Source organism: Providencia manganoxydans, from assembly GCF_016618195.1.
Lineage (GTDB): Bacteria > Pseudomonadota > Gammaproteobacteria > Enterobacterales > Enterobacteriaceae > Providencia > Providencia manganoxydans.
This window is the reverse complement of sequence record NZ_CP067099.1, coordinates 345,394-371,312: the sequence shown is the minus strand read 5'-3', so window position 1 is coordinate 371,312 and position 25,919 is coordinate 345,394. Positions and strand designations below refer to the sequence as shown.

Sequence of the window (25,919 nt, the reverse complement as noted above, 5' to 3'; positions counted from 1 at the left end):
TACTGATAAATCACAAAGTAACAGCATAATACGCTATATCGTCATGCTTATCAGCTAAAAAAAAGAATAAAAAATAGACTTTGTTTTTGAAAGTTTATTTTTCGACCCTTTTTGGACATTTAGATATATCTAAATTGACCAATTAGATATATCGGATTATATTTATCATAAATCAATTCGATATATCTAAATAAGGAGAATTATATGCGAATTCATTCTTGCCGTCATGTTTATCATTCACGCCATGAAGACGGACATGGTCACCAATGTTGTCATGGCGAAGGTCATGGACATGATGAAGGTCGTCATTGTCACGGCGAAGGTCGTGGACACGGTGAAGGTCGTCACTGTCACGGCGAAGGTCGTGGGCATGGTGAAGGTCGTCACTGTCACGGCGAAGGTCGTGGGCATGGTGAAGGTCGCCGTAAAGCTCGTGGACTACGCCGTTTATTCGATCACGGTGATTTACACATTATGGTACTTTCGTTGGTCGCTAAAAAACCAAGCTATGGTTACGAAATCATTAAAGATATTCAAGAAGCTTCTAGTGGTCTTTATGTCCCAAGCCCTGGTGTCATTTACCCTACTCTCACGTTACTTGAAGAACAAGGTTTTCTTGAATCAGAAATCGTAGAGCGTAATCGTAAAAGCTTTAAGATCACCGCTGAAGGTGCTGAGCACTTACAGCTTAACCAAGAAACGGAAGCAACAATTTTTCGTAAACTCGCAAAAGCACGTGATATGCAACACGGCGGCAATTTAGCTGAGGATATCGAAATGGCGGTTCATCGTTTCAAAGCACTATTACGCCATAAAATGGTACTCAAGCAGCTAAATGAAACACAAACTCGCCAAATAGCCCAGATCATTAATGATGCTGTACAACAGATAGAGCAAGTCAATACTCTGCTCACCGACCATGATGTTGAATAGCTATATTATTACCCTGACTATCAGCCTTGTATCTACCATATAGCAATACAAGGCTGGTCATTTCTATTTATAGCTTAGAGGCTTCGCAGCCCAATAACCCATTCTCTTTTACAGTTTCATTCATTAACTCAGGTGAGCTAATTTTTTGTATAAAATCAAATGTGTTCTTCTTCGAAGCATCAATCACCGAGCGATGAGTCTGCCCTGCATATTCTTTATATAATACGTTATTGCCGCTGTTGCACAGTGCCTGCATCATCTGTTTCGTTGTTTCTGGTGTGACTGTTGTTTTATCTTCTGAGCCTTGGATGAGTAAAACCGGCACATTTAATTTTAAGGAGGATGGATCTTGTGCTAATAAAAACCGTTTAACCTTATCCAAATCCGCACCCTCTTTTAAGTATTTACCCTGAGGCAATGGTTTTAATGCAGCCAACTCCCCTACACACATGTGTTGCGCCGCATCAAACTGAGGCAATATCGAGTTATCTGCAAGCTTATTAATGTCTATTGATGGGTCTGTCGCCTTCGCACCAAGCACAGTGACAGCAATAAAGAATTGTGCCTCTTTAGGCGCAGAGCCCTCTGCAACTGACTCAATAAACTTGAGTACTCCAGGCCCGACTGGTGCAAGCGCTACAGCACCTTTTAGCGGGTATTTTTCATTTGGTGGTAAACTTGCAGTCCACAATACAGCACCACCACCTAAACTATGTCCAACTGCCACCCATTCATTTGCCAAATTTTCAGGAAGTTGATGAGCCGCAGAAACGATGTCTGCAATATTATTCGCATTGCTTTGCCCATTCAGCTCTAAACGCGGACCATCAGCCCCCCACCTAGCATAATCAGTACGCAGTACAGCATAGCCATGTGCCAACGCTGTATTCAAATAAGCATCTCTATCAGGGTTATTATCTAGCGAAGGCGAGCACTGTGGGGCGACACCTGTTGTCCCATTTCCCCAGCTCAGAACAGGATAACCCTTTTCAGGTGCGGTGCCTTTCGGTATCGCAATGCGGCCAAAAACGGTAACAAGCTCATTATTTGGTGACGTGGAAAGATAAGAAATAAGATATTCTTTTTCTGCGTTCTCATAGCGGGTGCCTGAATCTAATAAGCGGCTAGTTAATAACTGCCCTGCCTTTAAATTATCCGAAACAGCAGGAACTGCATATAGACAAGCAAGCATCAGTCCTAAGAATAAGAACAATTTCGATTTAATGTGCTGATAGATGCCATTTAGCATTATATGTTCTCTTTAAGTGAATTAAATTTAGCCGTTTTAAGTTTTCTCCTATACGACCTATGATTGTAATTTAATGATATAATTACATTTACTGTAGCTTTGCTATTTTTATCAACGAGGCTCCTACAAACGAACAAAAAATAGCCACCCCAAAGTTAACATTTAATTAACAATTATTTCAACCTACAGGTGTCACATAAAAAGATTTTTTATTTGGTGAGCGATAAACTATCAAATACATCATTAAATGACTAAATCAATACGTTTTAGGCTAGATATTTTTATTCTTTTTTGTTTATACACTTAATTGAAAAATATAAGATAAATCAAATTATATATTCGGAAGAGCCTATGTTTTCTATAAAAAAAAATTCAACTCTTTTTTTGATATCGTTGATGTTAGTGATGAGTACTCAATCTTATGCTTCTAACACAGATGCCAGTATAAAAATAATAAAATCCTCTCTCTCAAGCTTTCAATTATATATTGGAAATTATTATCTTGTTAAAAATCACTATTACTCTAAAAAATATTATTTATTATCAGCCGAAAATGGAAATTCCGAAGCTCAAACAACTGTAGGTGATCTTTATATAAAAGGAGAGTTATTTGCCACTGATTATAAAAAAGCCATGAAATGGCTAATGAAGGCATCTGAAAGTAATAATCCTAAAGCTCAAGCCTATATTGGTTACTTGTATAGTCAAGGTTTAGGCGTTGAAAAAAATTATGATAATGCATTAAAATGGTATTTAAAATCGGCAAAACAAGATTTTGGATTAGCGCAAAATAATATCGGCTCTTTATACTATGATGGTAATGGAGTACAACAAGACTACCAAGCGGCAATGGAATGGTATCAAAAAGCAGAAAAAAATGGCTATACAAGTTCAGCAAATAACATAGCCTATCTCTATCAACACGGTTTAGGCGTAGATATTGATTACAAAAAGGCGATGGAATGGTATTTAAAATCCGCATCTAAAAATGATGCTGGTGCTATGTATAATATTGGTTACCTATATGAAAAAGGGCTTGGCGTACCTGTAGATATCGAAAAAGCTAAAGAGTGGTATGATAAAGCTTATTCATTAGGATTGGATATCGCTAGATCCAGACTAAATTTATTAAAAATAAAAACACAAAATAAGCATGATAGTTGAATCATATTTAATATGTTTTTTATAGAAATAAAAATGATTACCTAATGAGTAAAATAACAATTTAATTATCGCTTAATAATCAATCCTAGAATAACTAACATACTTACATCTTATTTAATAAATACATTCACTCAAAATAGACGATTGTTAAGTGATTAAACGCTTTATATGCACTATAAATGTTCCCCTTACATGATTGCGCACCAAATTGGTGCAATAAAAACCACAAAACGCACCAAATCGGTGCAATAAGCCCCATTTATTATCTGACTCATTTGCCATAACCTTGTAATACCCAGTATTCCCGCGATTTTAAAAAGTTGGCATGGTTTTCGCTTATACTTATTAGTGAGAAAGTTACATCTTAAATAATTAAAGCTGAAAAGCCCAAAAATAACTGCACAAAGTAACACCATTATATACTCTAAATAATTCGAGGTGCAGCTAGGCGACAAGTGAATGAGTCGCTAGGAGCATACATAAGTCTGTGACTGGCGCGCGAATGAGCGTAACTCAACAACGCTGCAACTTGAAGTATGACGAGTATATGTGGTTATTTTGCAGACCCCGACCTGACCAGGAGAGCCGACGATGTCCGCAGAACACGTTTTATCGCTGATAGAAGAGCACAAAGTAAAATTTATCGATTTGCGTTTTACTGATACAAAAGGTAAAGAGCAACATATCACCATCCCTGCTCACCAAGTCAACGAAGATTTCTTTGAAGAAGGTAAAATGTTTGATGGTTCATCAATTGGTGGCTGGAAAGGCATCAACGAATCTGACATGGTACTGATGCCAGATCCATCAACAGCGATGCTTGACCCGTTCTTCGCTGATCCTACACTAATTATTCGCTGTGACATTCTTGAGCCGGGCACCATGCAAGGCTATGACCGCGACCCACGTTCAATTTCTCAACGCGCTGAAGATTTTCTGCGTTCAAGTGGCATCGCGGATACCGTTCTGTTTGGCCCTGAGCCTGAATTCTTTATCTTTGATGACATCCGCTTCGGTAATAGCATGCATAATAGCTTCTACCAAATCGATGATATCGAAGCAGCTTGGAACACTGGCACTAAATATGAAGGTGGCAACAAAGGCCATCGTCCGGGTGTTAAAGGCGGTTATTTCCCAGTACCACCCGTCGATTCCTCACAAGATCTACGCTCTGCAATGTGTACCACGATGGAAGAAATGGGCTTAGTCGTTGAAGCTCACCACCATGAAGTTGCCACAGCAGGCCAAAACGAAGTGGCATGCCGCTTTAATACGATGACCAAAAAAGCGGATGAAACCCAGATCTATAAGTATGTTGTGCATAACGTCGCTCACGCTTATGGTAAAACAGCAACCTTTATGCCAAAACCATTAGTTGGTGATAACGGCTCAGGTATGCACTGCCATATGTCGCTGTCAAAAGATGGTATCAACCTGTTTGCGGGTGACAAATACGGCGGTTTATCTGAAATGGCACTGTACTATATTGGCGGGATCATCAAGCATGCTCGCGCACTGAATGCCTTCACGAACCCTACAACTAATTCATACAAGCGTTTAGTTCCGGGTTATGAAGCACCCGTTATGTTAGCTTATTCTGCGCGTAACCGCTCTGCATCAATCCGTATCCCTGTGGTTGCAAGCACCAAAGCACGTCGTATCGAAGTTCGCTTCCCAGATCCAGCAGCAAACCCATACTTAGCGTTTGCAGCACAGCTAATGGCTGGCCTTGATGGGATCATCAACAAGATCCACCCGGGTGATGCAATGGATAAAAACCTGTATGACTTGCCACCAGAAGAAGCAAAAGAAATTCCAACTGTGGCTGGCTCATTAGAAGAAGCATTAGCTGAATTGGATAAAAACCGCGAGTTCTTAACCCGTGGCGGTGTTTTCACTAATGATGCTATTGATGCTTATATCGAGTTGCTGCGTGGCGACATTCAACGTGTCCGCATGACGCCACACCCATTAGAATTTGAAATGTACTACAGTGTGTAACACGCCGTTCCACTGTTAGTCTTTGTTGCCGTGAAACATTTGCCCCATCTTTGATGGGGCCTTTTCTCCCTCACGATTTTTTGCAGGCAACATTTAATTGACCGTATCCTGATTCAAATTGCAGCTTTGTTGGGTAAATCAAGTATAATGCACCAAAATAGTGCAGGAGCAGAATTACATGAAAACCGAACATTTGCCAGCACCAGAGTACATCCTTGATTCACTGTTAAACAGCGTCTTAATCGTTGATTATGACCTAGTGATCCATTACGCCAATCACGCTGCACTGCAAATCCTCGCACAAAGCCAACGCAAAATATATGGTACTCCATTACCTGTACTCTGTAGTTATTGTTCATTAAATGATGAGTTAATGATTAATAGCCTAAAGGAAGGTCATAGCTTTACAGATAATGAGGTCACCTTAGTATTTAATAATCATTCCCATGTAATGTCGTTAAGCGCGCAGCCTTTTTCAGCACAATTTATTTTGCTGGAGCTTTCCCAACTCGATAGTCAACGCCGCCTCAGCCAAGAGCAGGCACAGAATGCTCAGCAACTGGCAGCAAGAGAGTTGATCCGCGGTCTAGCCCACGAAATTAAAAATCCATTGGGTGGATTAAGAGGTGCAGCTCAATTGCTTGCTAAAGCGTTACCTGAACCCCAACTTAATGAGTATACCCAAGTCATCATCGAGCAAGCTGATAGGCTAAGAGCCTTGGTTGATCGGTTGCTCGGCCCACAATACCCCGGGCCAAAAACACAGCAAAGTATTCATCATAGCGCTGAAAATATTGCTCGTTTAGTTTCATTAGAAAAACCAGATAATGTGAATTTGATCCGCGATTACGACCCTAGTTTGCCTGATCTGGAATACTATCCAGATCAAATAGAGCAAGTTCTACTAAATATTATTCGTAATGCCTTACAAGCACTCGCAGATACTGGTGGTACCATCACACTACGCACACGCACTGCTTTTCAAGTTATGTTGCAAGGTGAACGTTATCGACTCGCTGCACGTATTGATATTGAAGATGATGGACCGGGGATCCCACTGTCTCTCCAAGATACGCTGTTTTATCCGATGGTCAGCGGCCGAGCGGGAGGTACTGGACTCGGTTTATCTATTGTACACAGCTTAATTGATCAACATTCAGGCAAAATTGAATTTACCAGTTGGCCCGGTCATACCGAGTTTTCTATTTATCTGCCAATTAAAAAATAGGAGGTGACAATGCAACAGGGAAAAATTTGGGTTGTTGATGATGACAGTTCTATCCGCTGGGTGCTTGAAAGAGCACTTAATAGCGCATCATTTCAATGTACCTGTTTTGATAGTGCCGATAGTGTCCTTGAGGCCTTAGAACATGGCCAACCTGATGTATTGTTATCAGACATTCGCATGCCGGGTGTCGATGGTTTAGCGTTACTCAATCAGCTAAAACAATCTCACCCACTGCTACCTATTATTATTATGACCGCACACTCTGATCTTGATGCAGCGGTCAATGCTTATCAATCAGGTGCTTTTGATTATTTACCCAAACCTTTTGATATCGATGAAACCGTTGCTTTAGTTGAACGTGCGTTAAGCCATAGTCGAGAGCAAAATCACATAGAAAAAGACAGTAAACTAAAGACTGACAGCGTATCTTCCACCATGATTGGTGAAGCACCCGCGATGCAGGATGTTTATCGCATCATTGGTCGCCTCTCTCGTTCATCGATTAGTGTCCTTATTAATGGCGAGTCAGGTACCGGTAAAGAGCTCGTTGCACATGCCCTACACCAGCACAGCCCACGTGCTAATGGGCCTTTTATTGCGCTTAACATGGCTGCGATCCCCAAAGATTTGATTGAATCCGAACTGTTTGGCCACGAAAAAGGGGCATTTACTGGGGCAACACAAGTCAGACAAGGGCGTTTCGAACAAGCGAATGGCGGCTCGTTGTTCTTGGATGAAATTGGTGACATGCCTTTAGATATTCAAACTCGGCTATTGCGCGTACTCGCTGAAGGGCAATTTTATCGTATTGGCGGTTATACACCGGTGAAAGTCGATGTACGGATTATTGCAGCAACTCACCAAGATCTCGAAAAACGGGTAAAAGAAGGCTTATTCCGCGAAGATTTATTTCATCGCTTAAATGTCATTCGAGTCCAATTACCGCCATTAAGAGAAAGAACTGAAGATATTCCACGCCTTGCCCACTACTTTTTACAAAATACCGCCAAAGAATTGGGTGTTGATAGCAAGGTACTACATCCAGATAGCCTGCATATTCTCCAACACTATTATTGGTCTGGTAATGTTAGGCAGTTAGAAAATGTCTGCCGTTGGTTGACTGTCATGGCTGCCAGCCAAGAGATCCTCCCACAAGATTTGCCAGAGGATTTATTGGATAATCGTCATCAAGAAGATGTAACGACCTCACCAATGCCTAGCAATGTGCCATGGTTTGAGTTACTTGAGCGCTGGACTCGAGATGCACTTGCCGATGGTAAAGAAAACTTACTTGCACAAACCACACCGTTAATGGAGCACACCATGCTGAATTGTGCATTGAAATACACCAAAGGACATAAGCAAGAAGCTGCACGTTTACTCGGTTGGGGCCGTAATACATTAACGCGTAAATTAAAAGAGTTGGGGATCGAATAAAGCCTCTATTTTCCAAAGTTAGAATGGCTTAACGATATTCGTTTGCTCGCCGATCATTTCACCTCAGCCAGTAGCCAATTTTGAAAAATCATCATGGCTGAGGTCACCGGACGTGATTTTAAACGGCTCAACCAGTACCCGCCAAGCGTCACACTCGTCTCAAAAGGTTGTACTAATGTTCCTGCACTGAGCTCATGTTCAAACATGCAACTAGGTGCTAAAGCGATACTGTCAGTCAATAATGCCGCTTCAACCATTAACCTTGATGAATCAAATATCGGCCCTTTGACGCGCCATGGTTCAAGATCGGCTGCAATCTGCCATTTTTCCCACTCATCTTTACGATAAGAACGCATCAAATTATGCTCTTTAAGATCTAAGGGATGACTGAGTTTGTTTGCGATTTTTTCAGAACACAGCACCGTATGAGCCGCCGAAAACAAAGGTGTATTTTCAGCTAATGGCCACAAGCCTTCACCAAAACGGATGGCAAAATCGACGCCTTCTGCGGCTAAATTGACCACGTTGTTATGCGTCATGATACGTAAATCAATATACGGATAAAGATCAGCAAAGGCCGCTAATCGAGGCAATAGCCAACCAACAGCAAATGTTCCCACGACCGAAACACTCAGCACCTCATGGTAATGACCATCTTCAAATTGCTGCAACAAAGACTCTATTTGATCAAAAGAACGGCTCAAAACGGGGAGTAAGGCTAACCCTTCATCTGTTAGCGCAAGTCCTCTCGGCAAACGAATAAATAATACCACTCCGAGTTGCTCTTCAAGTAAACGCACCTGTTGGCTTACTGCGGCCTGAGTAACACTTAACTCTAACCCCGCTCGCGTAAAACTTAAATGTCTCGCTGAAGCCTCAAATGCTCTTAAGGCATTTAAAGGAAGGCGGTGACGATAGCTATCTGTCATAAGTTTTTCTTTTATCTCATCGAATTTTATATCGTTTTAAATCGTTATTTAAAGTAGGCATACTTGATATCCACAGCAGGTTAACACCTATTTAAGAGACAGATTAAACTAAAATAGCAGCATACCTGAAATTCACTAGCAATAATTAAAACTTTTACTTTAACGGATAACTCTATGAAAACTATTTTTCGTCAGGGGCGGCTTTTTATCGCTTTAGGTTTAGCACTGACATCCCTTTCTGCTTCCGCGCTGACACAACAACAAGTTGATGACATTATTAAACCGCTAATGAAGCAAGAACAGATCCCAGGTATGTCTGTCGCTATTTCTGTTGATGGCAAACAACAAATCTTCCATTACGGCGTGCAATCAAGACAAACTCAAGTCGCCGTCAGTGATAAAACCCTCTATGAAATTGGTTCATTATCAAAAACCTTTACAGCCACCCTTGCTGCTTACGCGCAAACACAGGGAAAATTGGATTTCAACCAAAGGGTTAGCTATTACTTACCTGCATTAAAAAACAGCGCGTTTGATCGCGTAACTATAATGAATCTAGCAACACATACATCAGGATTATCATTATTTGTCCCCAATGGCGTAATAACCCATGAGCAATTAATAGCTTATTATCAAAAGTGGCTACCTGAGAAAGCAATCGGTGAATACCGCTCTTATTCAAACCTTGGTGTTGGCCTACTTGGGATCATCACAGCAAAACAACTCAATATGCCATTCTCTCAAGCGATGGAAAAAATGCTGCTACCATCACTGGGTTTGAAGCATACTTATGTCAATGTGCCAAAAAGCCAAGAGCAGTATTATGCACAGGGTTATAACAAGCAGGATCAGCCGGTACGGGTTACCCCTGAAATTCTGGATGCGGAAGCCTATGGTTTGAAGTCCAATGCTAAAGACTTGATCCGCTTTTTGGAGATCAATATGCAAACCACTAAGGTATCAAAACCTTGGCAAGAAGCGATTGAAGACACTCATACAGGGGTTTATCTGACAGACTCATTTGTACAAAATATGATGTGGGAAAGCTATCCATGGCCGGTCTCACTTTCACAATTACTGCAAGGCAATCGTGATGAGATGGCGTTAAAACCGCAAAAAGTTGAATTGATCAAACCCGTAATGGCACCTGAAATACGCGCCTATTACAATAAAACTGGATCAACCAATGGCTTTGCCACTTACGCAGTATTTATACCTGAAGAAAGAACAGCCATCGTAATGCTATCCAACAAATGGATACCTATTCCTAAGCGTATAACGGCTAGCTATCAGTTGTTAGAGAAAATCGATCGCTGATCGTTTGGAGGCTCCAAAATACTCTGGAGCCTCAGTCAATTAAATGACCCGAGAGAATTGGCGCTGACGCATTTGATTACGCAGATAAACATCGAAACACATACAAATATTGCGGATCAGTAAACGTCCTTGTGGAGTGACTTTAATGCCAGTCTCTGTCATTTCAACTAATCCATCCTCTGCCATTGGTTGTAATAATTGCAAATCTTCTGAGAAATAGGCTTTAAAATCGATTGGATATAACGCTTCGATTTGTGCAAAATCGAGTTGAAAATTACAGATCAACGTTTTAATCACATCACGACGTAAACAATCATCATCAGTCAGCACTAAGCCACGCCATAAAGCATGTCCTTGCTCTTCGACTTGCGCATAATACGTTTTTAAATCTTTCTGATTTTGCGCATAGTTATCCCCTAGCATGCTAATCGCAGAAACTCCGAGGCCTAATAGATCACAATTGCCTTGGGTGGTATAACCTTGGAAATTACGATGGAGAATGCCTTCACGTTGAGCAACAGCTAACTCATCTTGTGGCTTAGCAAAGTGATCCATACCAATAAATTGATAGCCCTCTGTTGTCAACGTCGCTATGGTTTCTTGCAAGATATCTAGCTTCTGCTGCGCATTAGGCAGATCTTCATCTTTGATTTTACGCTGCGCAGCAAACAAGTTAGGCAAATGCGCATAGTTAAATACGCTTAGGCGATCTGGCGAAAGCTCAATCACTTTTTTTAAGGTAAATGCAAAACTTTCTGGTGTTTGTTTTGGCAAACCATAAATAAGGTCAATGCTGGTTGAGGTGAAACCAATCTCTTTTGCTCGGTTAATCAGAGCAAAAATAAACTCTTCATCCTGTTCTCGATTGACTAAAACCTGAACTTGTTTATTAAAATCTTGTACCCCCATACTTAAGCGATTAAATCCTTCGCTGCGTAAGTGGTCAATCATATCGAGCTCGATTTCACGTGGGTCGATTTCAATCGACATTTCCACATCATCAGAAAAATGAAAATGTGTCTTCAATAAAGAGACTAAATGACTGACTTGGGTTTTATCTAAATAGGTTGGCGTACCGCCCCCCCAATGCATCTGAGTCACTGTACGATTTTCAAGCAGCGCCGCACGTTGGCTGATTTCTTTTTCAATCACTTGTAGATATTCATCAGCCTTATGTTTTTGCCGGGTCACCAACTTATTACAGCCACAGAAATAACATAATTTATGACAAAAAGGGATATGAACGTAGAGCGATAGCGGGTTATCAGGGTAACGTTGTGTTGCCGCAACAAATGCACTTTCATCATAGTTTTGGTTAAATTCAAGCGCCGTTGGATATGAGGTATAACGCGGCCCTGAATAGTTATATTTCTGGATAAGAGAAAGATCCCAAACGATATTTTGCTCTGACATTAACATTCCTCGATAGCGACAATTCCCACTTGGCGGATCGCACTTTATAAATTTTTATACCCTAATAATTTGAGATGCAGTTTTAAGTATGATGAATACATTGGCGAAATTATATTCATCATATCACAGAGTATAACGCGAGATTCATCACAGAGAGTTGACGTAGCACCAAACATGCTATCAATTGAACGAAATTCCATCAAAACTCCCCCAGCAGAGTTGCCAGAGGAGGAAGAAAAAGCAGATTACTTACTTTTTAAAATACGCATGATGTCATCGAGTTTTTCTTCATCTTCCTCTTCTTCATCATCCGTTAATTCAATACCTAAAATAGACATCAACTCATCAATACGATCTAAACAGGTATCAATGTACTCTTGCTCTTTCGCTGTCACCGTTTCGCCATCTTCTAAACGTGCTAACAAGCTGTCTAAACGATCATCTTGTTCTAGCATTTCCAGTTCTTGCTCTGGTGATAACTTCACTTTTTCTACAGGCTCTTTCACCTTCGCTGGACGCGGCACTGCCACTTTTTCTTCAGCAATCAAAGGAACTGGTTTTTTACTGCCAAGACGCGGGTCATTAACTTGATTTTGGCTAGCTGACTGACCATTAGCTGATTTTTCTTGGTAACGCGCTCCGGCTTTGTTACCGCGATGTTTTTTCTCGCGTTTACGCTCACGCCCTTCCGCATTCAGCTCTTCTTTAGACTTGCGGTACTTTTTCTTAGTTTTGCCAGCAGAGTTGCTCGCCGTTTTTTTGGGTGAATTCATGGTCTGATACCTTGATAAAGTCAGTTTCTGTTGCGGAATCTAGCAGGATCCCGCTAGCAGTGGAAGCTCTTGCGCAGCAATTAGAATATTTTTTTGCATTTTGCTTTTGTTCATTATAGCAAAACGGCTCTCATAACGAGAACCGTTTATCACGAAAGGCGTGGTAAGAAGAGATAATTAAGCGTCAACCAGAACCATTTTTAAAATAAATAAAATGGAAACTAAAATCACACACAGACCTAGGTCACGCCAGCGGCCAGTACCAATTTTCATCGCACAATAAGCAATAAAGCCTAATGCGATACCTTCAGTAATTGAAAAACTGAATGGCATCATCACCGCAGTAATAAATGCAGGTACTGATTCAGTTAAATCATCCCACTTAACACGGGTCAAACTGGATGTCATCAAGACACCGACGTAAATCAGTGCACCCGCGGTTGCATACGCAGGTACCATACCTGCCAGTGGAGAGATAAACATGGTCAATAAGAACAACACACCGACAACCAGTGCGGTTAAACCAGTACGGCCACCAACAGAAACACCCGAGGAGCTTTCAATGTAAGCGGTCACTGATGAAGTGCCCATCGCAGAACCCGCTACTGAACTTAAGCTATCCACATACAAGGCTTGTTTCATGCGTGGGAAAGTACCGCGTGCATCAGTAATTCCTGCTTTATCTGTCACGCCGATCATGGTGCCTGAAGAGTCAAATAAGTTAACTAACATAAAGGCAAAAATAACCCCTGATAGTGCCAGATCTAACGACCCCATAATATCAACTTGACCCACTACCGTTGTAATACTTGGTGGTAGAGAGAAAATACCATTAAACTGTACATCCCCTAGTGCAAGGCCGATCAATGTCGTGACCACAATCGACACTAATACTGCGGCATGGATATTACGCGCAGCTAGGATGGCAATAATGAAGAAGCCAAGCGCCCCCAACCAGACATTATGTTGAGTAAAATTACCAATAGAAACTAGAGTATCTGGATTCGCAACGATGATACCTGAGTTTTTTAAGCCCATCATGGCAATAAATAAGCCAATCCCACTAGTGATACCCACTCGTAGACTTAATGGAATGTTCGCAATGATCCAATAACGAATGCGAAATAAGGTTAAAATAAACAAGCCTACCGCACCCCAGAACACAGCCCCCATAGCGACTTGCCACGAATATCCCATTGCGCCAACAACCACAAAGGCAAAAAAGGCGTTAAGCCCCATTGCAGGCGCAACAGCGATAGGTAGATTTGCCAATAATCCCATTAGAATACTACCAATCGCCGCAATTAAGCATGTAGTCACGAATACCGCTTTGATATCCATACCTGCGACTGAGAGAATTTGTGGGTTAACAAAGACAATGTAAACCATCGTGAGAAATGTGGTAAAACCCGCAACGACTTCTGTTCTTGCCGTTGTACCGTGTTCTTGTAATTTAAAAACACGCTGAAACAGACCCTGCTGCTGCACAGAGCCAGAAGATTGATTACTCATGAAATATTGCGCCCAAAAAAAGTTTTTTTCGCCCTATCCTACAACAAACAAAACAAGAGTGTTACCGTTAAAATGCAAAAAAGAAAACGTTTGCGTAAATATAACCGATAGGAATGCGCTAACTCACTGATACAGCAAGGCGAATCAGAACATGCAGAAAAAAAAGAAATTTTAATGGCGACCATTCAAAGCCGCCATTAATGACCAATTAAGATAAGGCCAATAATTTTTGTCGACGCCAAAATAGCAAAGAACGCTTTATGGATGGTGCAGTGGATTGATTTTGACGACTTATTCGTTTTGCGACAAGGTTTGCAACAATTTCTAGCGTCAAACACATTATGAAATAGATAAACCCAACAAATAAAAATACTTCCATCGGATACACCATTTCACGATTATTGACTTGGTTAGCTAAGAATGACAATTCAGCAACCCCTACCACGTAAGCCAAAGAAGTATCTTTGATCAGGGCTACCCATTGATTAATAAATGATGGCACCATCATACGTAGCGCTTGAGGCAAAATAATTTGCCATAATACCTGCCAGCGACTAAAACCTAACGATAAACCGGCCTGCCACTGCCCTTGACCAATCGCTAAAATACCGGCTTTTACCGCATGTGCGAGATAAGCTGAAGTAATCAGAGCTAATGCACAAATCACCGACGTAATACCTGGAATATCAGCGTTAAAGACAATTGGCAGTAAGAAATAGGTCCAAAAAATCAACATAATGACGGGTATTGCACGGAAAAAACCTAAAAATGCAGCAAATAGGTTCATCCAAAAACCACGTAGCATCGCCAAAGCAACACCGCCCAGCGTACCAAGTATAATCGATGCAATACCTGCAATCAGGCTGATGATTAGAGTCAACAAAGCGCCTTCAATTGGTCCATCAGGAAAAGTACCAAATAACAGATACTGCCAATTTTGCTCTATTACAGAAAAATCCATTTTATACCCTCACCGCTAAATTACGTTGTGCTCGCCACTGCCCCCACGCTTCCATTACCGCAATAATGGCAATGTACAACACTGTCGCGATACCAAACGCAGTAAAAGTTTTGAGTGTTTGGCTATCGACTTGACGTGATACATAAGAGAGTTCTGCAACGCCAATTGCCATCGTTAATGAAGAGTTTTTTACCACATTCATGTATTGCCCTAACAAAGGTGGCATCGCAATCTTTACCGCTTGTGGTAACACAACGTACCTCATTGACTGCCATCCCGTTAAACCCAATGCAAAAGCAGCGTACTTTTGGCCTTGTCGTACACCACGAATACCTGAACGAATTTCCTCCGCGATAAAAGGAATGGTATATAACGTAAGCCCAACAAAACCGGCTAAAAACTCATATGATGGCCAACTCAAAGTGATCCCTAAAAAAGTGGCCTCATGGGGAGTATTTAACCAATCCATCACGTCAGGTGACAAAATATCACGTGATGCGAAGGCCCAAAAAAACAGTTGAACTAACAACGGTGTATTACGGAAAATCGAAATATAAATATTCACTATCCAACGCAATGGCGCTATTTGGCTATCCCTCGCCGAGGCAACCAAAAAACCTAATAGCGTTGCAGCCACAATGGTACAAACCGAGATCCAAATCGTCAGCAATAGCCCATAGCCAAACCATGTTAAATACTCGGGAGCCAAAAAATGCTGCGACAGAAATTCACCGCTAATAAATTTTTCAAACATAGATGCTGCCTTTGATAACCAACAACCCCGCTATTGATAGCGGGGTTGTTGTCACTGATTAAGAACTACAAATTACTTTTGCTGATCGAGCGGCGCGAATTTAAAATCACCGCGTGGTTGAGCAGCTTTTGTATCTGGGCCAAACCAGCGGTTATAAATCACTTCTGCTTGACCCTCTTTTTCGAGTTTCAATAACGCTTCATTGACGTTTTCAACTAGACGCTGTTCACCTTTAGAGGCTGCCAGCGCTTGATATTCGCGTGTAATACTGAATGGTGAAATTTCAAAATCCGCTTTTACTTTTTCAGGTAAATTACCTAATAAACCAACCAGTTTTGCATCATCTTGAGTGATTGCTTGCACATTACCATTACGCAGAGCAGCGAACGCCTGTGGAGTATCATCATAAGAAATCACTTTAGTATCAGGATAACGTTCACGCAGCGTCACTTCTTGAACAGTCCCTTTATCGGCACCGATACGCAGTGGCGCAATATCATCAGGGGTTTTTAACACGCCTTTACGAGCGATAAACTTCTGCCCTGTCGCAAAGTCAGGGATAGAAAAATCCACTTGTTTCGCGCGTTCATCAGTAATGGTGAAATTAGCGCCAATTAAGTCTACTTTACCTGAAGTTAGCAGTGGAATACGGTTAGCGGGATTGGTTGGACGCAGTTCTAATTTGACGCCAAGGTTATCAGCGATTGCTTGCGCGATATCAACATCGTAGCCCGTGAGTTTTTTGCTTTGTGGGTCAATAAACCCAAATGGTGGATTGCTATCAAACACTGCGACACGAATAACACCGGCTTGCTTGATGTCATCCAGTTTATCTGCCTTGGCAACGTTAGCCAGCAGCGCAAATCCTGCAAGTAATGCAGTAGTTAAAACACGAGCTTTCATTGAACACCCCTGACGGTAAATTTGTGTAAATCGACCATCTCAAGTTATCAAGGAAGCCTTATTTCTTGAAATACTATTAATTAATATATTTATAATAAAAAGGAATATGAGTATTGTGTTTTAAATCATGTCGCGCATTGCTGGCGAAGAGAACATAAAAAGTAAAATATAATTTACTTAAAGGCCGATAAGTTAATTATTTTTTACCTTAAGGGGATTTTATCTGTAGCGTAACCGAACGCTCTGATGGGGATGCACACAGAATTGAAATATTGGTGATATTGGTGATATTGGTGATATTGGTGATATTGGTGATATTAATATTAAAATATATAACACTCTAGAAAATGAGAATAAAATAAATAAATCTAAATATGCATGCCCTAAATAGTTCGTTCTACAGCTAGGCGGCAAAAGAGCGAAGCCCTAGGAGCATACATAAGTATGTGACTAGGGTTCGCGATTGCAGCCAACAACGCTGTGGAGCGAAATATGACGGGCATATGGAACCCTAGGAGCATACATAAATATGTGACTAGAGTTCGTGATTGCAGCCAACAACGCTACGGCGCGAAGTATGACGGCTATTTTTTGGTCATCATTTTCTCTAGCTGATCCCCGCCTACATGCCTGAAATCTTGGCCTTTGACATAGTAGAATATAAACTCGCAAATGTTTTGGCAGCGGTCACCGATACGTTCGATAGAGCGCGCGCAAAACAACGCAGTGAGTACGCTAGGTATCGTTCTTGGATCTTCCATCATGTAGGTCATCAGTTGACGCACAATACCTTCATACTCTTGGTCAACTTTTTCATCTTCACGATAGATACGGATAGCTTCTTCCAGATCCATACGGGCAAAAGCGTCCAGTACATCATGCAACATTTGTACAGTATGTCGGCCTAATGATTCAAGGCTAACCAGCAGCGGTTGATGCTGATGAGAGAATTTTTCGAGTGCTGTTTGGCAAATTTTATCAGCCACATCACCAATACGTTCTAATTCAGCAATCGTTTTTGAAATTGCCATTATCAGACGCAAATCACTTGCCGTTGGTTGCCGTTTAGCGATAATTTTCACACATTCTTCGTCAATTGCCACTTCCATCATGTTGACTTTGTGGTCATTTTCGATAACTTCGCGTGCTAGAGCCTCATCCTGATTGTGCATGGCAGTGATCGCCTTGGTGAGCTGTTCTTCAACCAGCCCTCCCATGGTCATCAATTCAGTATGGATATGTTCCAGCTCAGCATTGAACTGCCCAGAAATATGTTTGTTGTGGTTCAGCGTATCCATAGTCGGCTCCATATCAACCGTAACGGCCAGTAATATAATCTTCAGTTTGTTTCATTTCAGGTGTGGTAAACATCTTGTCTGTTTCATTGAACTCAATCAGCTCACCTAAATACATAAAGGCCGTATAATCAGAACAACGTGCAGCCTGTTGCATGTTATGAGTCACAATCACCACGGTATATTCAGATTTTAACTCGCTGATCAACTCTTCAATACGTCCTGTAGAAATGGGGTCGAGAGCGGAGCATGGCTCATCCAGTAATAATACTTCTGGACGGATCGCAATACCTCGCGCAATACATAGGCGCTGTTGCTGACCACCAGATAAGCTATAACCACTTTGGTGCAACTTATCTTTTGTTTCATTCCACAGTGCGGCTTTAGTTAGTGCCCATTGAACACGCTCATCCATATCAACACGTGATAATTTCTCAAATAAACGTACACCAAATGCAATATTGTCATAGATTGACATCGGGAATGGGGTTGGTTTTTGGAATACCATACCAACTTTGGCGCGTAATAGAGCGATATCTTGCTTATCCGTCAGGATATTTTGACCATCTAACAGAATTTCACCTTCTGCACGCTGTTCGCCATACAGCTCGTACATTTTGTTAAAAGTACGCAGCAGCGTTGATTTACCACAGCCTGATGGACCGATAAATGCAGTGACTTTATTTTTTTCAATATCTAACGAGATATTTTTTAACGCGTGGAATTTTCCATAATAAAAGTTAAGGTCACGTACTTTAATTTTACTGTTTGCAATTTCATTTGCATTAATCATGGCTATTTCTCTCTATAATTCTTTATTCGATCCGGGTTTAGTGTTTTTTCTGAGCAAACACAACGCGAGCGATAATATTTATTAACAGGACACAGAGGGTGATCAACAGAACCCCTGCCCACGCCAGTTCTTGCCATTCAGAGAACGGGCTCATCGCAAATTTGAAGATAGTTACAGGTAGGTTAGCAATTGGCTCGCTCATATCTGTACTCCAGAACTGATTCGATAATGATGTGAACAGTAATGGGGCAGTTTCACCTGCGATACGTGCAATAGCTAATAAGATACCCGTAATGATCCCGGATACTGATGCTTTCAACGTAATAGATAAAATCATTTTCCACTTTGGCGTACCTAGCGCATATGCCGCTTCACGCAAGCTATCAGGTACCAATTTGAGCATGTTTTCTGTAGTACGAATCACGATAGGGATTTGCAATAATGCTAATGCAATCACCCCTGCCCAGCCAGAGAAGTGTTGAACTTGAGCAACAACGATAGTGTAGACAAATAGGCCAACAACAATCGAAGGTGCGGAGAGCAAAATGTCATTAATAAAGCGAGTGACAGATGCCAGCCATGACTTACGACCGTATTCAGCTAAATAGATACCCGCTAAAATACCGAGCGGAGTCCCTATCACAGTCGCCCATAAAATCAATAATCCACTACCTGCGATCGCGTTAGCCAGACCACCACCTTCAGTGTTTGGTGGAGGAGTCATTTCAGTGAACAGATTCAAGGACATACCATCAATCCCTTTTGTCACTGTTGAGAACAGGATCCAAACCAACCAAAACAGCCCAAATGCCATGGTTAACATAGAGACAAACAAAGCCATGCGGTTTACTTGGCGACGCCATGCTTGCCGGCGAGCACGTTCTTTGTCATTAACAATCATGTGTTGAGATGTCGACATATTAACGGCCCTCGTTCTTCGCTAAACGCATCACCATCAACTTGGATATTGCGAGAACAATGAAAGTGATAACAAACAAGATCAACCCAAGTTCCATCAATGCAGAAGTATGTAAACCACTTTCCGCTTCAGCAAATTCATTCGCTAACGCTGAAGTAATACTGTTACCCGGCATAAATAATGAGAAACTATCTAATTGGTAAGTGTTACCGATCACGAAGGTAACAGCCATAGTTTCACCAAGTGCGCGACCAAGGCCTAGCATAACCCCCCCAATGACCCCGTTGCGAGTGTAAGGTAATACAATGTTCCAAATCACTTCCCATGTGGTACAACCGATACCATATGCGGACTCTTTCATCATGACAGGGGTTTGTTCAAATACGTCACGCATTACTGAGGCAATATAAGGAATGATCATAATGGCAAGGATGATCCCCGCGGCCAAAATACCAATCCCAAATGCAGGACCTGAGAAAAGCTCGCCGACGATCGGGATGCTCGACATCACGTTGCCAACAGGCTCTTGGAAATATTCAGCAAACAGAGGCGCAAAAACAAATAGCCCCCACATACCATAAACAATACTTGGAATTGCGGCGAGAAGCTCAATAGCAATACCCAACGGGCGCTTTAACCAATTGGGAGCAAGTTCAGTTAAGAACAATGCAATACCAAAACTAACAGGTACAGCAATAATCAGAGCGATCAGCGATGTCACTATCGTGCCATAAATTGGCACAAGGGCACCAAACTGCTCTGCGGGAGCATCCCACTCTTTGGTCCATAAAAACGAAAACCCAAATTTCTGCATACTCGGCCACGAGGCAAAAATAAGGGAAATAATGATGCCACCAAGCATTAACAATGTGATTAGCGCAGCAATCTTAACTAATGCGCCAAATATCACATCGCCTGACTTACTCGGTGCTTTAAATGCCGTTGTTTTTTCGGCCATGCGCTTTTTCTCATCCTACACCTACTTTACTAGTAGGATTTAGTTACTACGTTAGAAGGCGGATGGTGTTCCTCATCATCCGCCTACCATTACCAGCCTTTAGGAGGCTCTCGCCTCTCTTGCCTCACATCTTAGAACAAGGGTTTCCCTTGGCTATCTTTAATTTCTGTTTTCCATGCTGCACGAACTGCGGTAACCACTTCTTGAGGCAGAACCGCGTAATCTAGCGCTTCAGCCTGTTTGCCACCTTTTTCATAACCCCAGTTAAAGAAGTCGAGAACCGCTTTACCTTTCTCGGCATTCGCTTGGTCTTTATGGACTAAGATAAATGTGGTTGAAGTGATTGGCCATGCGTTATCGCCATCACGGTTAGTCAAATCTTGAGCGAATGATTTCGACCAATCCACTTTTTTCGCAGCTGCGCTGAAACTCTCACCTGTTGGTGAAACGACCTTACCATCAGCAGAAACTAACTTAGTATAAGCAAGGTTGTTTTGTTTTGCATAGGCATATTCAACATAACCAATAGAGCCCGGTAAGCGCTGAACAAAGGCGGCTACGCCATCGTTACCTTTACCGCCGACACTGTTTTTCGGCCAATTAACGGTTGAACCCGCGCCGATATCATTTTTCCAATTTGAGCTGACTTTTGACAGGTAGCTTGTGAAGACAAAAGTGGTACCTGAACCATCAGAACGTCTAACCACAGCAATGTTTTGGTCTGGCAGGTTCGCATCTGGGTTTAATTTAGCGATAGCGGGATCATTCCATTTAGTGATTTTACCCAGATAGATATCACCTAACGTTGCACCATCTAAAGTCAGCTGCCCTGACTGAATACCTTTTACGTTAACCGCCAATACCACACCGCCAATCACGGTTGGGAACTGAAACAAACCATCTTCTTTTAGTTTTTCATCAGTCAATGGCGCATCTGACGCACCGAAATCAACTGTTTTTGCATTAATTTGTTTAACACCACCAGAAGAACCGATCCCCTGATAGTTCACTTTATTACCTGTTTCTTTCTGATAAGAGTCCGCCCACTTAGCATAAACGGGTGCTGGAAAGGTTGCTCCTGCACCGGTTAAGCTTGTGGCAGCAAAAGAAGACATTGCAGTCATTGAAAGGGTTGCTGCCATTACGCTAGCTAAGGTTGTACGCATCATTTTCATAATCCCTCCGGGGATGTATAGAAACAATTAAGTGTAAATTGTTGGTGAAATGTCACGGTAGGAAAAATAGGACAATTTGATGACAGCAACATGTCTAATTTATGACAGTTTTATGACAATTGATTTTTTTGATATGCCGATTGTCAAAAAATATCAACTTAATTAACAAAATAATTATAAAAATCAAATAGTAATTATTTTGTCATGAAATCAGTCTGTATTGAAACAAAAGTGATAAGCTGTCATAAAAAGATCTGAATCAGCATTAGGTATAAATCAATAAACTCGTAAATACGAGTTTATTGATTGAAAAATAATTAATCACTTTCTTTTAATTTAAATATTGGATGCTCTTTAAGTTGGGCAATTACCTGATCCATGCCTGCTTTACCATCCCCATGAGATTGCGATTCTATTCTTTTAGCAATACCGGCAAATTTCGCCATCGGTGGTGGTAGCGGTGTATTTATCGACCCCATTATTTCATCAGCGGTGACTTGATATTTCTCTGCATTCTTCTTGAATACCGCATGCTCTTTTAATTGCAAAATAACCGCATCCATTCCAATTCTACCTTCCCCATGAGGCTGTGATGCAGTTCCTTTAGCAATACCGTCAAACTTCGCCATCGGTGGTGGTGATGGCGGTATATTTATCGACCCCATAATTTCATCAGCGGTGACTTGATATTTCTCTGCATTCTTCTTGAATACCGCATGCTCTTTTAATTGCAAAATAACCGCATTCATTCCAATTTTACCTTCCCCATGGGGCTGTGATGCAGTTCCTTTAGCAATACAGTCAAATTTCACCATTGGTGGTGTAATGACTGAATTTACGGATGGCATCGGAGGAGGGGGCGGCGGTGTAACTACTCTAGAATCTAGTGATGGGGCTAAAGATAATGTGGGAGTTGTTTTCACTGATACTACTTTTAGAATCTGTGTAGCTTTAGACTTCACTGTTTTTTGTAAGCTAAAATGTTCTAATTTATTAATAAATCTTTTTATTTTCTTTAAAAAACTCGTTCCAATACTCTTTTTTGGATATTCTGTTGTTATCTTTGAATCGTGCAAACGTGTCACAGAATTTCCATTATTAACTATTCCTTTCATATTATTCATATCATATACCCCAATAATTTTATTCCAGCCAATTATCAAAGCAAGATAATCACTAAGTCTTTTATATAACGATGATATTATTTATAAATTATAAAGTTTTGCTTTATAGGATGAATAACTAGGAGTGAACATACCTGAAAAGTAAGAGGCAATAAGATGGCAAAGGCCGCTAGATCTTCACCAACGCTCCATCTAAATCACTCTTCTTTTTCTTTTAACGGTAGGTGTGCGCGAATGGCAAAGCCGCCACGTTCGCTTTTATGAATTTCGATACTACCTTCGTGGGCATCGACAATACGGCGGATAATCGCTAACCCTAGACCCGTACCGGTATTACTACGTGCTTTTTCCCCCTGCACAAAAGGTTGGAATAAGCGTTGAATATCTTCTTCTTTGATCCCTGCACCATCATCTTCCACTTGGAACCAAACCGAGTCTTCATTTTTGCCACTGCTGACTTTAATCCACCCATTCCCATAACGATACGCGTTGACAATCATATTCGTGATAGCACGCTTAATCGCTAATGGGTTACCATTAACAATCAAATGACCCGGCTCAAATGCCGTTTCAATTTCGCCTGTCACGCTACTTTCTGAGGTAACCGCTTCATTTAAGATTGCGTTCAGGTCACAGAACTCCATATTCATTTCTTGACCTGTTTTCAGGTAATCCATAAATTGCCCTATGATTGCATCACACTCTTCAATATCTTTATTGATTGATTCAGCAAGATAGCCATCTTCAGGACTCATCATTTCCGTTGCTAAACGAATACGGGTGAGAGGCGTACGCAGATCATGGCTGACCCCAGCCATCAATATGGTACGGTCATTTTCAAGCGTTTTGATTTCAGCTGACATATGGTTAAACGAGCGGATCGCCGCTTTCACTTCTGTGGCACCTTTCTCTTTCATCGCAGGTAAAATCACACCTTTCCCTACTTGGCTCGCATGATATTCAAGCTCAAGTAAAGGTTTGTTTTGGTAACGAATATATAGCCAAACACCAGCAAAAATAGATAGAAAGATCGCTAAAGTGTAACGGAACACCAAAGAAAATTGGTTCTGCCCGATTTCAGTCAAAGGGACTCGCACCCAGATATCAGGGGCAAGGTAGGAAGTTAGCCATAAGATCGGATATTCACGGCCAAGCTCTAAGCGTACCTGAGCTTCACCGCCAATATAATCAGACATGTTTTCACTGAGAAAATCATACTCTTTAGCCCAATTCAAACCTTCTTCCATTGCTGCTGACTGGGCATAAAAGGTAATACCTAATTCATTATAGATTTTTTTTCGTAAAGCAGGTGATACCCGTACTGTGGTTCCGTCTTGCAACACCATTTTTTCCGTCATTAATGTTCGTACTTCATAAGCCAGTACTTTGTTGAATTGCTGCAAACTTGGCATTACAACGAAATTCAACACCACCATATAACTGGTGACTAAGCTGGCAAAAAGTAACGCAACGAACAAAAATAACGAGCGAGAAAATGTACTACGTCGAGAGAACCTCAGTCGCTTCATGCTTTACTGCCGTCCGGTACAAATACATAGCCCAAGCCCCAAACAGTTTGGATATAACGTGGGTGAGCTGGATCTTCTTCAACCATACGACGTAAACGTGAAATTTGGACGTCAATCGAACGTTCCATCGCACTGTATTCACGACCTCTTGCTAAACTCATTAGCTTATCACGAGATAATGGTTCCCTTGGGTGTGAAACCAGTACTTTCAGTACCGCAAATTCACCACTCGTTAAAGGCATATTTTCTTCACCTTGGAACATTTCACGCGTACCAAGATTAAGTTTAAATTTCCCAAAAGTGATCACTGCATCGTCTTGAGATGGCGCGCCCGGTAACTCATTCGCTTGGCGACGTAATACTGCACGAATACGAGCCAATAATTCACGTGGATTGAAAGGCTTAGGTATATAGTCATCTGCACCAATTTCTAGACCAACGATACGATCCACTTCTTCGCCTTTTGCGGTCACCATAATAATTGGAATTGGGTTGTTTTGACTGCGTAAGCGGCGACAAATTGACAGACCATCTTCACCTGGCAACATTAAATCTAGCACGATTAAATGAATAGATTCTCTGGTTAAGATCCTATCCATTTGCTCGGCATTCGCAGCACTGCGAACTTGAAAACCTTGCTCTGTCAGGTAGCGTTCTAGCAAGGCACGCAAACGCATATCATCATCGACGACAAGAACTTTATAGCTTTCTTGCATTTTGTAGCCCTCAAGATGTGCAATCTATCAAAATTATTTTTAAAAATTAAGAATATACTATCATATTCCAAGCTGCCTGAGTGTCACCGTCATATAACCAATAACAGCCATCAAACCCGAATTATTTTGTGTATAAGCTAAATATAAAATAGTTAATGTTATAATTTACCATCAACTTGAAATTTAATGAATAATTTTACACGTTATCCGGTTAGTGGTTTATAACTAATATCTAAGACACAATAGTTCACAATTCCACCAGGAGTACGTACTGTGATTTCATCGTCAACCTGCTTACCAACTAGTGCGCGAGCCACTGGAGAGTCAATAGATATCCAATTTTTTGCTGGATCAAATTCATCAGCACCCACTAACCGGAATATTCTGATATTTTCATTATCATCTTCAAGTTTAACCCATGCCCCAAAAAAAACACGTCCTTCTTGCCTTGGGTCAGGTTCAACTATTCTCAGTTGATCCAGTCTTTTAGACAAAAAACGCACACGACGGTCAATCTCTCGTAAACGTTTTTTGCCATAAATATACTCCGCATTTTCTGAACGATCCCCTTGTGCGGCCGCCTCAGAAACAGATTGAGTCACTCTAGGGCGCTCTTCTCTCCAAAGATATTTAAGCTCTTTGTCCAGCGCATCCCAACCTTCACGTGTAATTAAAAGACTCTTATTCATATTTTTAATCAATTAAAAAAGAAGTTAGATAATTATAAATTATACGCAAGACCTTTCTTTGATTTGAATAAACTTCACCCTAGAAATTCTGCGCCTATGCAAGTATAACAGTGCAATGAATTTTTTAACTGTTCTTTGATGATTAGG

23 protein-coding genes are annotated in these 25,919 nt (G+C 41.3%); 6 read left to right on the top strand and 17 right to left on the bottom strand.

All coding sequences use genetic code 11. The features are described 5' to 3' along the window. Positions 1-204 precede the first annotated feature (204 nt). On the top strand, positions 205-933 hold the full coding sequence (locus JI723_RS01640; RefSeq protein WP_272580496.1) for a PadR family transcriptional regulator: 729 nt from the start codon (positions 205-207) through the stop codon (positions 931-933). A gap of 67 nt (positions 934-1,000) precedes the next feature. Here the strand turns inward: JI723_RS01640 and JI723_RS01635 are convergent, their stop codons facing one another. Further along, entirely contained in the window at positions 1,001-2,182 is a 1,182-nt protein-coding gene (locus JI723_RS01635) for an alpha/beta hydrolase family protein (protein ID WP_140179678.1), read from the bottom strand. Between the two features lie 405 nt (positions 2,183-2,587). On the opposite strand from JI723_RS01635, the gene JI723_RS01630 reads away from it, so the two are divergent. From JI723_RS01630 to glnG, 4 genes are all read left to right on the top strand, one after another. Beyond that, positions 2,588-3,346, top strand: coding sequence for a tetratricopeptide repeat protein (locus tag JI723_RS01630; protein ID WP_337979741.1), 759 nt, complete (start codon positions 2,588-2,590; stop codon positions 3,344-3,346). 591 nt (positions 3,347-3,937) lie between these two features. Then, a complete protein-coding gene (gene glnA / locus JI723_RS01625; protein ID WP_272580499.1) occupies positions 3,938-5,347 on the top strand; it encodes a glutamate--ammonia ligase in 1,410 nt (469 codons plus the stop codon). A 178-nt stretch (positions 5,348-5,525) separates the two neighbouring features. Then, the gene (gene glnL / locus JI723_RS01620) at positions 5,526-6,575 is read left to right on the top strand and encodes a nitrogen regulation protein NR(II) (protein WP_140179684.1); all 1,050 of its coding nucleotides are present in this window, start codon (positions 5,526-5,528) and stop codon (positions 6,573-6,575) included. Positions 6,576-6,584: 9 nt separating this feature from the next. Next, the gene (glnG, locus tag JI723_RS01615) at positions 6,585-8,012 is read left to right on the top strand and encodes a nitrogen regulation protein NR(I) (protein WP_070929454.1); all 1,428 of its coding nucleotides are present in this window, start codon (positions 6,585-6,587) and stop codon (positions 8,010-8,012) included. Between the two features lie 53 nt (positions 8,013-8,065). On the opposite strand, the gene JI723_RS01610 is transcribed toward glnG, so the two are convergent. Continuing rightward, positions 8,066-8,941, bottom strand: coding sequence for a LysR family transcriptional regulator (locus JI723_RS01610; RefSeq protein ID WP_140179688.1), 876 nt, complete (start codon positions 8,939-8,941; stop codon positions 8,066-8,068). A gap of 183 nt (positions 8,942-9,124) precedes the next feature. Between JI723_RS01610 and ampC the strand changes: the two genes are divergently transcribed. After that, positions 9,125-10,258, top strand: coding sequence for a class C beta-lactamase (ampC, locus tag JI723_RS01605; RefSeq protein ID WP_404826944.1), 1,134 nt, complete (start codon positions 9,125-9,127; stop codon positions 10,256-10,258). A gap of 39 nt (positions 10,259-10,297) precedes the next feature. Here the strand turns inward: ampC and hemN are convergent, their stop codons facing one another. From hemN to greB, 15 genes are all read right to left on the bottom strand, one after another. Beyond that, positions 10,298-11,671, bottom strand: a complete 1,374-nt coding sequence (gene hemN, locus JI723_RS01600) for an oxygen-independent coproporphyrinogen III oxidase (protein ID WP_272580501.1) — start codon at positions 11,669-11,671, stop codon at positions 10,298-10,300. 245 nt (positions 11,672-11,916) lie between these two features. Next, positions 11,917-12,444, bottom strand: a complete 528-nt coding sequence (yihI, locus tag JI723_RS01595; protein ID WP_272580502.1) for a Der GTPase-activating protein YihI — start codon at positions 12,442-12,444, stop codon at positions 11,917-11,919. Between the two features lie 177 nt (positions 12,445-12,621). Continuing rightward, positions 12,622-13,956 (bottom strand): NCS2 family permease, encoded by a 1,335-nt coding sequence (locus JI723_RS01590; protein WP_140179694.1) that lies wholly within the window; start codon positions 13,954-13,956, stop codon positions 12,622-12,624. Between the two features lie 208 nt (positions 13,957-14,164). After that, positions 14,165-14,917, bottom strand: coding sequence for an amino acid ABC transporter permease (locus JI723_RS01585; protein WP_070929460.1), 753 nt, complete (start codon positions 14,915-14,917; stop codon positions 14,165-14,167). A 1-nt stretch (position 14,918) separates the two neighbouring features. Then, positions 14,919-15,671 carry an amino acid ABC transporter permease gene (locus tag JI723_RS01580; protein WP_070929462.1) on the bottom strand — a complete coding sequence of 251 codons (753 nt, stop codon included), beginning with the start codon at positions 15,669-15,671 and terminating at the stop codon, positions 14,919-14,921. A 72-nt stretch (positions 15,672-15,743) separates the two neighbouring features. Continuing rightward, positions 15,744-16,574, bottom strand: a complete 831-nt coding sequence (locus tag JI723_RS01575) for an ABC transporter substrate-binding protein (RefSeq protein ID WP_140179697.1) — start codon at positions 16,572-16,574, stop codon at positions 15,744-15,746. Positions 16,575-17,158: 584 nt separating this feature from the next. Continuing rightward, on the bottom strand, positions 17,159-17,872 hold the full coding sequence (phoU, locus tag JI723_RS01570; RefSeq protein ID WP_070929466.1) for a phosphate signaling complex protein PhoU: 714 nt from the start codon (positions 17,870-17,872) through the stop codon (positions 17,159-17,161). A gap of 13 nt (positions 17,873-17,885) precedes the next feature. Then, positions 17,886-18,662 (bottom strand): phosphate ABC transporter ATP-binding protein PstB, encoded by a 777-nt coding sequence (gene pstB / locus JI723_RS01565; RefSeq protein WP_070929468.1) that lies wholly within the window; start codon positions 18,660-18,662, stop codon positions 17,886-17,888. A gap of 37 nt (positions 18,663-18,699) precedes the next feature. Continuing rightward, positions 18,700-19,581 carry a phosphate ABC transporter permease PstA gene (gene pstA / locus JI723_RS01560; protein ID WP_070929470.1) on the bottom strand — a complete coding sequence of 294 codons (882 nt, stop codon included), beginning with the start codon at positions 19,579-19,581 and terminating at the stop codon, positions 18,700-18,702. Position 19,582: 1 nt separating this feature from the next. Beyond that, positions 19,583-20,539 carry a phosphate ABC transporter permease PstC gene (gene pstC, locus JI723_RS01555; protein ID WP_070929472.1) on the bottom strand — a complete coding sequence of 319 codons (957 nt, stop codon included), beginning with the start codon at positions 20,537-20,539 and terminating at the stop codon, positions 19,583-19,585. Positions 20,540-20,670: 131 nt separating this feature from the next. Further along, positions 20,671-21,714 (bottom strand): phosphate ABC transporter substrate-binding protein PstS, encoded by a 1,044-nt coding sequence (gene pstS, locus JI723_RS01550; protein WP_140179701.1) that lies wholly within the window; start codon positions 21,712-21,714, stop codon positions 20,671-20,673. Positions 21,715-22,031: 317 nt separating this feature from the next. Then, entirely contained in the window at positions 22,032-22,838 is an 807-nt protein-coding gene (locus JI723_RS01545) for a hypothetical protein (protein WP_272580503.1), read from the bottom strand. A 197-nt stretch (positions 22,839-23,035) separates the two neighbouring features. Further along, the gene (gene envZ / locus JI723_RS01540; RefSeq protein WP_272580504.1) at positions 23,036-24,367 is read right to left on the bottom strand and encodes a two-component system sensor histidine kinase EnvZ; all 1,332 of its coding nucleotides are present in this window, start codon (positions 24,365-24,367) and stop codon (positions 23,036-23,038) included. Then, entirely contained in the window at positions 24,364-25,083 is a 720-nt protein-coding gene (gene ompR / locus JI723_RS01535) for an osmolarity response regulator transcription factor OmpR (protein ID WP_008914404.1), read from the bottom strand. Before ompR ends, envZ begins: the two co-directional genes overlap by 4 nt. Positions 25,084-25,286: 203 nt before the next feature. Then, complete coding sequence (greB, locus tag JI723_RS01530; RefSeq protein ID WP_140186292.1) at positions 25,287-25,772, bottom strand: transcription elongation factor GreB; 486 nt, start codon at positions 25,770-25,772, stop codon at positions 25,287-25,289. Between the last annotated feature and the right edge of the window lie 147 nt (positions 25,773-25,919).

Bases quoted from the DNA above. Each gene is read 5' to 3' on its own strand.
- JI723_RS01640 (WP_272580496.1), top strand. From the start codon at position 205: ATGCGAATTCATTCTTGCCGTCATGTTTATCATTCACGCCATGAAGAC.
- JI723_RS01635 (WP_140179678.1), bottom strand. From the start codon at position 2,182: ATGCTAAATGGCATCTATCAGCACATTAAATCGAAATTGTTCTTATTC.
- JI723_RS01630 (WP_337979741.1), top strand. From the start codon at position 2,588: ATGAGTACTCAATCTTATGCTTCTAACACAGATGCCAGTATAAAAATA.
- glnA (WP_272580499.1), top strand. From the start codon at position 3,938: ATGTCCGCAGAACACGTTTTATCGCTGATAGAAGAGCACAAAGTAAAA.
- glnL (WP_140179684.1), top strand. From the start codon at position 5,526: ATGAAAACCGAACATTTGCCAGCACCAGAGTACATCCTTGATTCACTG.
- glnG (WP_070929454.1), top strand. From the start codon at position 6,585: ATGCAACAGGGAAAAATTTGGGTTGTTGATGATGACAGTTCTATCCGC.
- JI723_RS01610 (WP_140179688.1), bottom strand. From the start codon at position 8,941: ATGACAGATAGCTATCGTCACCGCCTTCCTTTAAATGCCTTAAGAGCA.
- hemN (WP_272580501.1), bottom strand. From the start codon at position 11,671: ATGTCAGAGCAAAATATCGTTTGGGATCTTTCTCTTATCCAGAAATAT.
- yihI (WP_272580502.1), bottom strand. From the start codon at position 12,444: ATGAATTCACCCAAAAAAACGGCGAGCAACTCTGCTGGCAAAACTAAG.
- JI723_RS01590 (WP_140179694.1), bottom strand. From the start codon at position 13,956: ATGAGTAATCAATCTTCTGGCTCTGTGCAGCAGCAGGGTCTGTTTCAG.
- JI723_RS01585 (WP_070929460.1), bottom strand. From the start codon at position 14,917: ATGGATTTTTCTGTAATAGAGCAAAATTGGCAGTATCTGTTATTTGGT.
- JI723_RS01580 (WP_070929462.1), bottom strand. From the start codon at position 15,671: ATGTTTGAAAAATTTATTAGCGGTGAATTTCTGTCGCAGCATTTTTTG.
- JI723_RS01575 (WP_140179697.1), bottom strand. From the start codon at position 16,574: ATGAAAGCTCGTGTTTTAACTACTGCATTACTTGCAGGATTTGCGCTG.
- phoU (WP_070929466.1), bottom strand. From the start codon at position 17,872: ATGGATACGCTGAACCACAACAAACATATTTCTGGGCAGTTCAATGCT.
- pstB (WP_070929468.1), bottom strand. From the start codon at position 18,662: ATGATTAATGCAAATGAAATTGCAAACAGTAAAATTAAAGTACGTGAC.
- pstA (WP_070929470.1), bottom strand. From the start codon at position 19,581: ATGTCGACATCTCAACACATGATTGTTAATGACAAAGAACGTGCTCGC.
- pstC (WP_070929472.1), bottom strand. From the start codon at position 20,539: ATGGCCGAAAAAACAACGGCATTTAAAGCACCGAGTAAGTCAGGCGAT.
- pstS (WP_140179701.1), bottom strand. From the start codon at position 21,714: ATGAAAATGATGCGTACAACCTTAGCTAGCGTAATGGCAGCAACCCTT.
- JI723_RS01545 (WP_272580503.1), bottom strand. From the start codon at position 22,838: ATGAATAATATGAAAGGAATAGTTAATAATGGAAATTCTGTGACACGT.
- envZ (WP_272580504.1), bottom strand. From the start codon at position 24,367: ATGAAGCGACTGAGGTTCTCTCGACGTAGTACATTTTCTCGCTCGTTA.
- ompR (WP_008914404.1), bottom strand. From the start codon at position 25,083: ATGCAAGAAAGCTATAAAGTTCTTGTCGTCGATGATGATATGCGTTTG.
- greB (WP_140186292.1), bottom strand. From the start codon at position 25,772: ATGAATAAGAGTCTTTTAATTACACGTGAAGGTTGGGATGCGCTGGAC.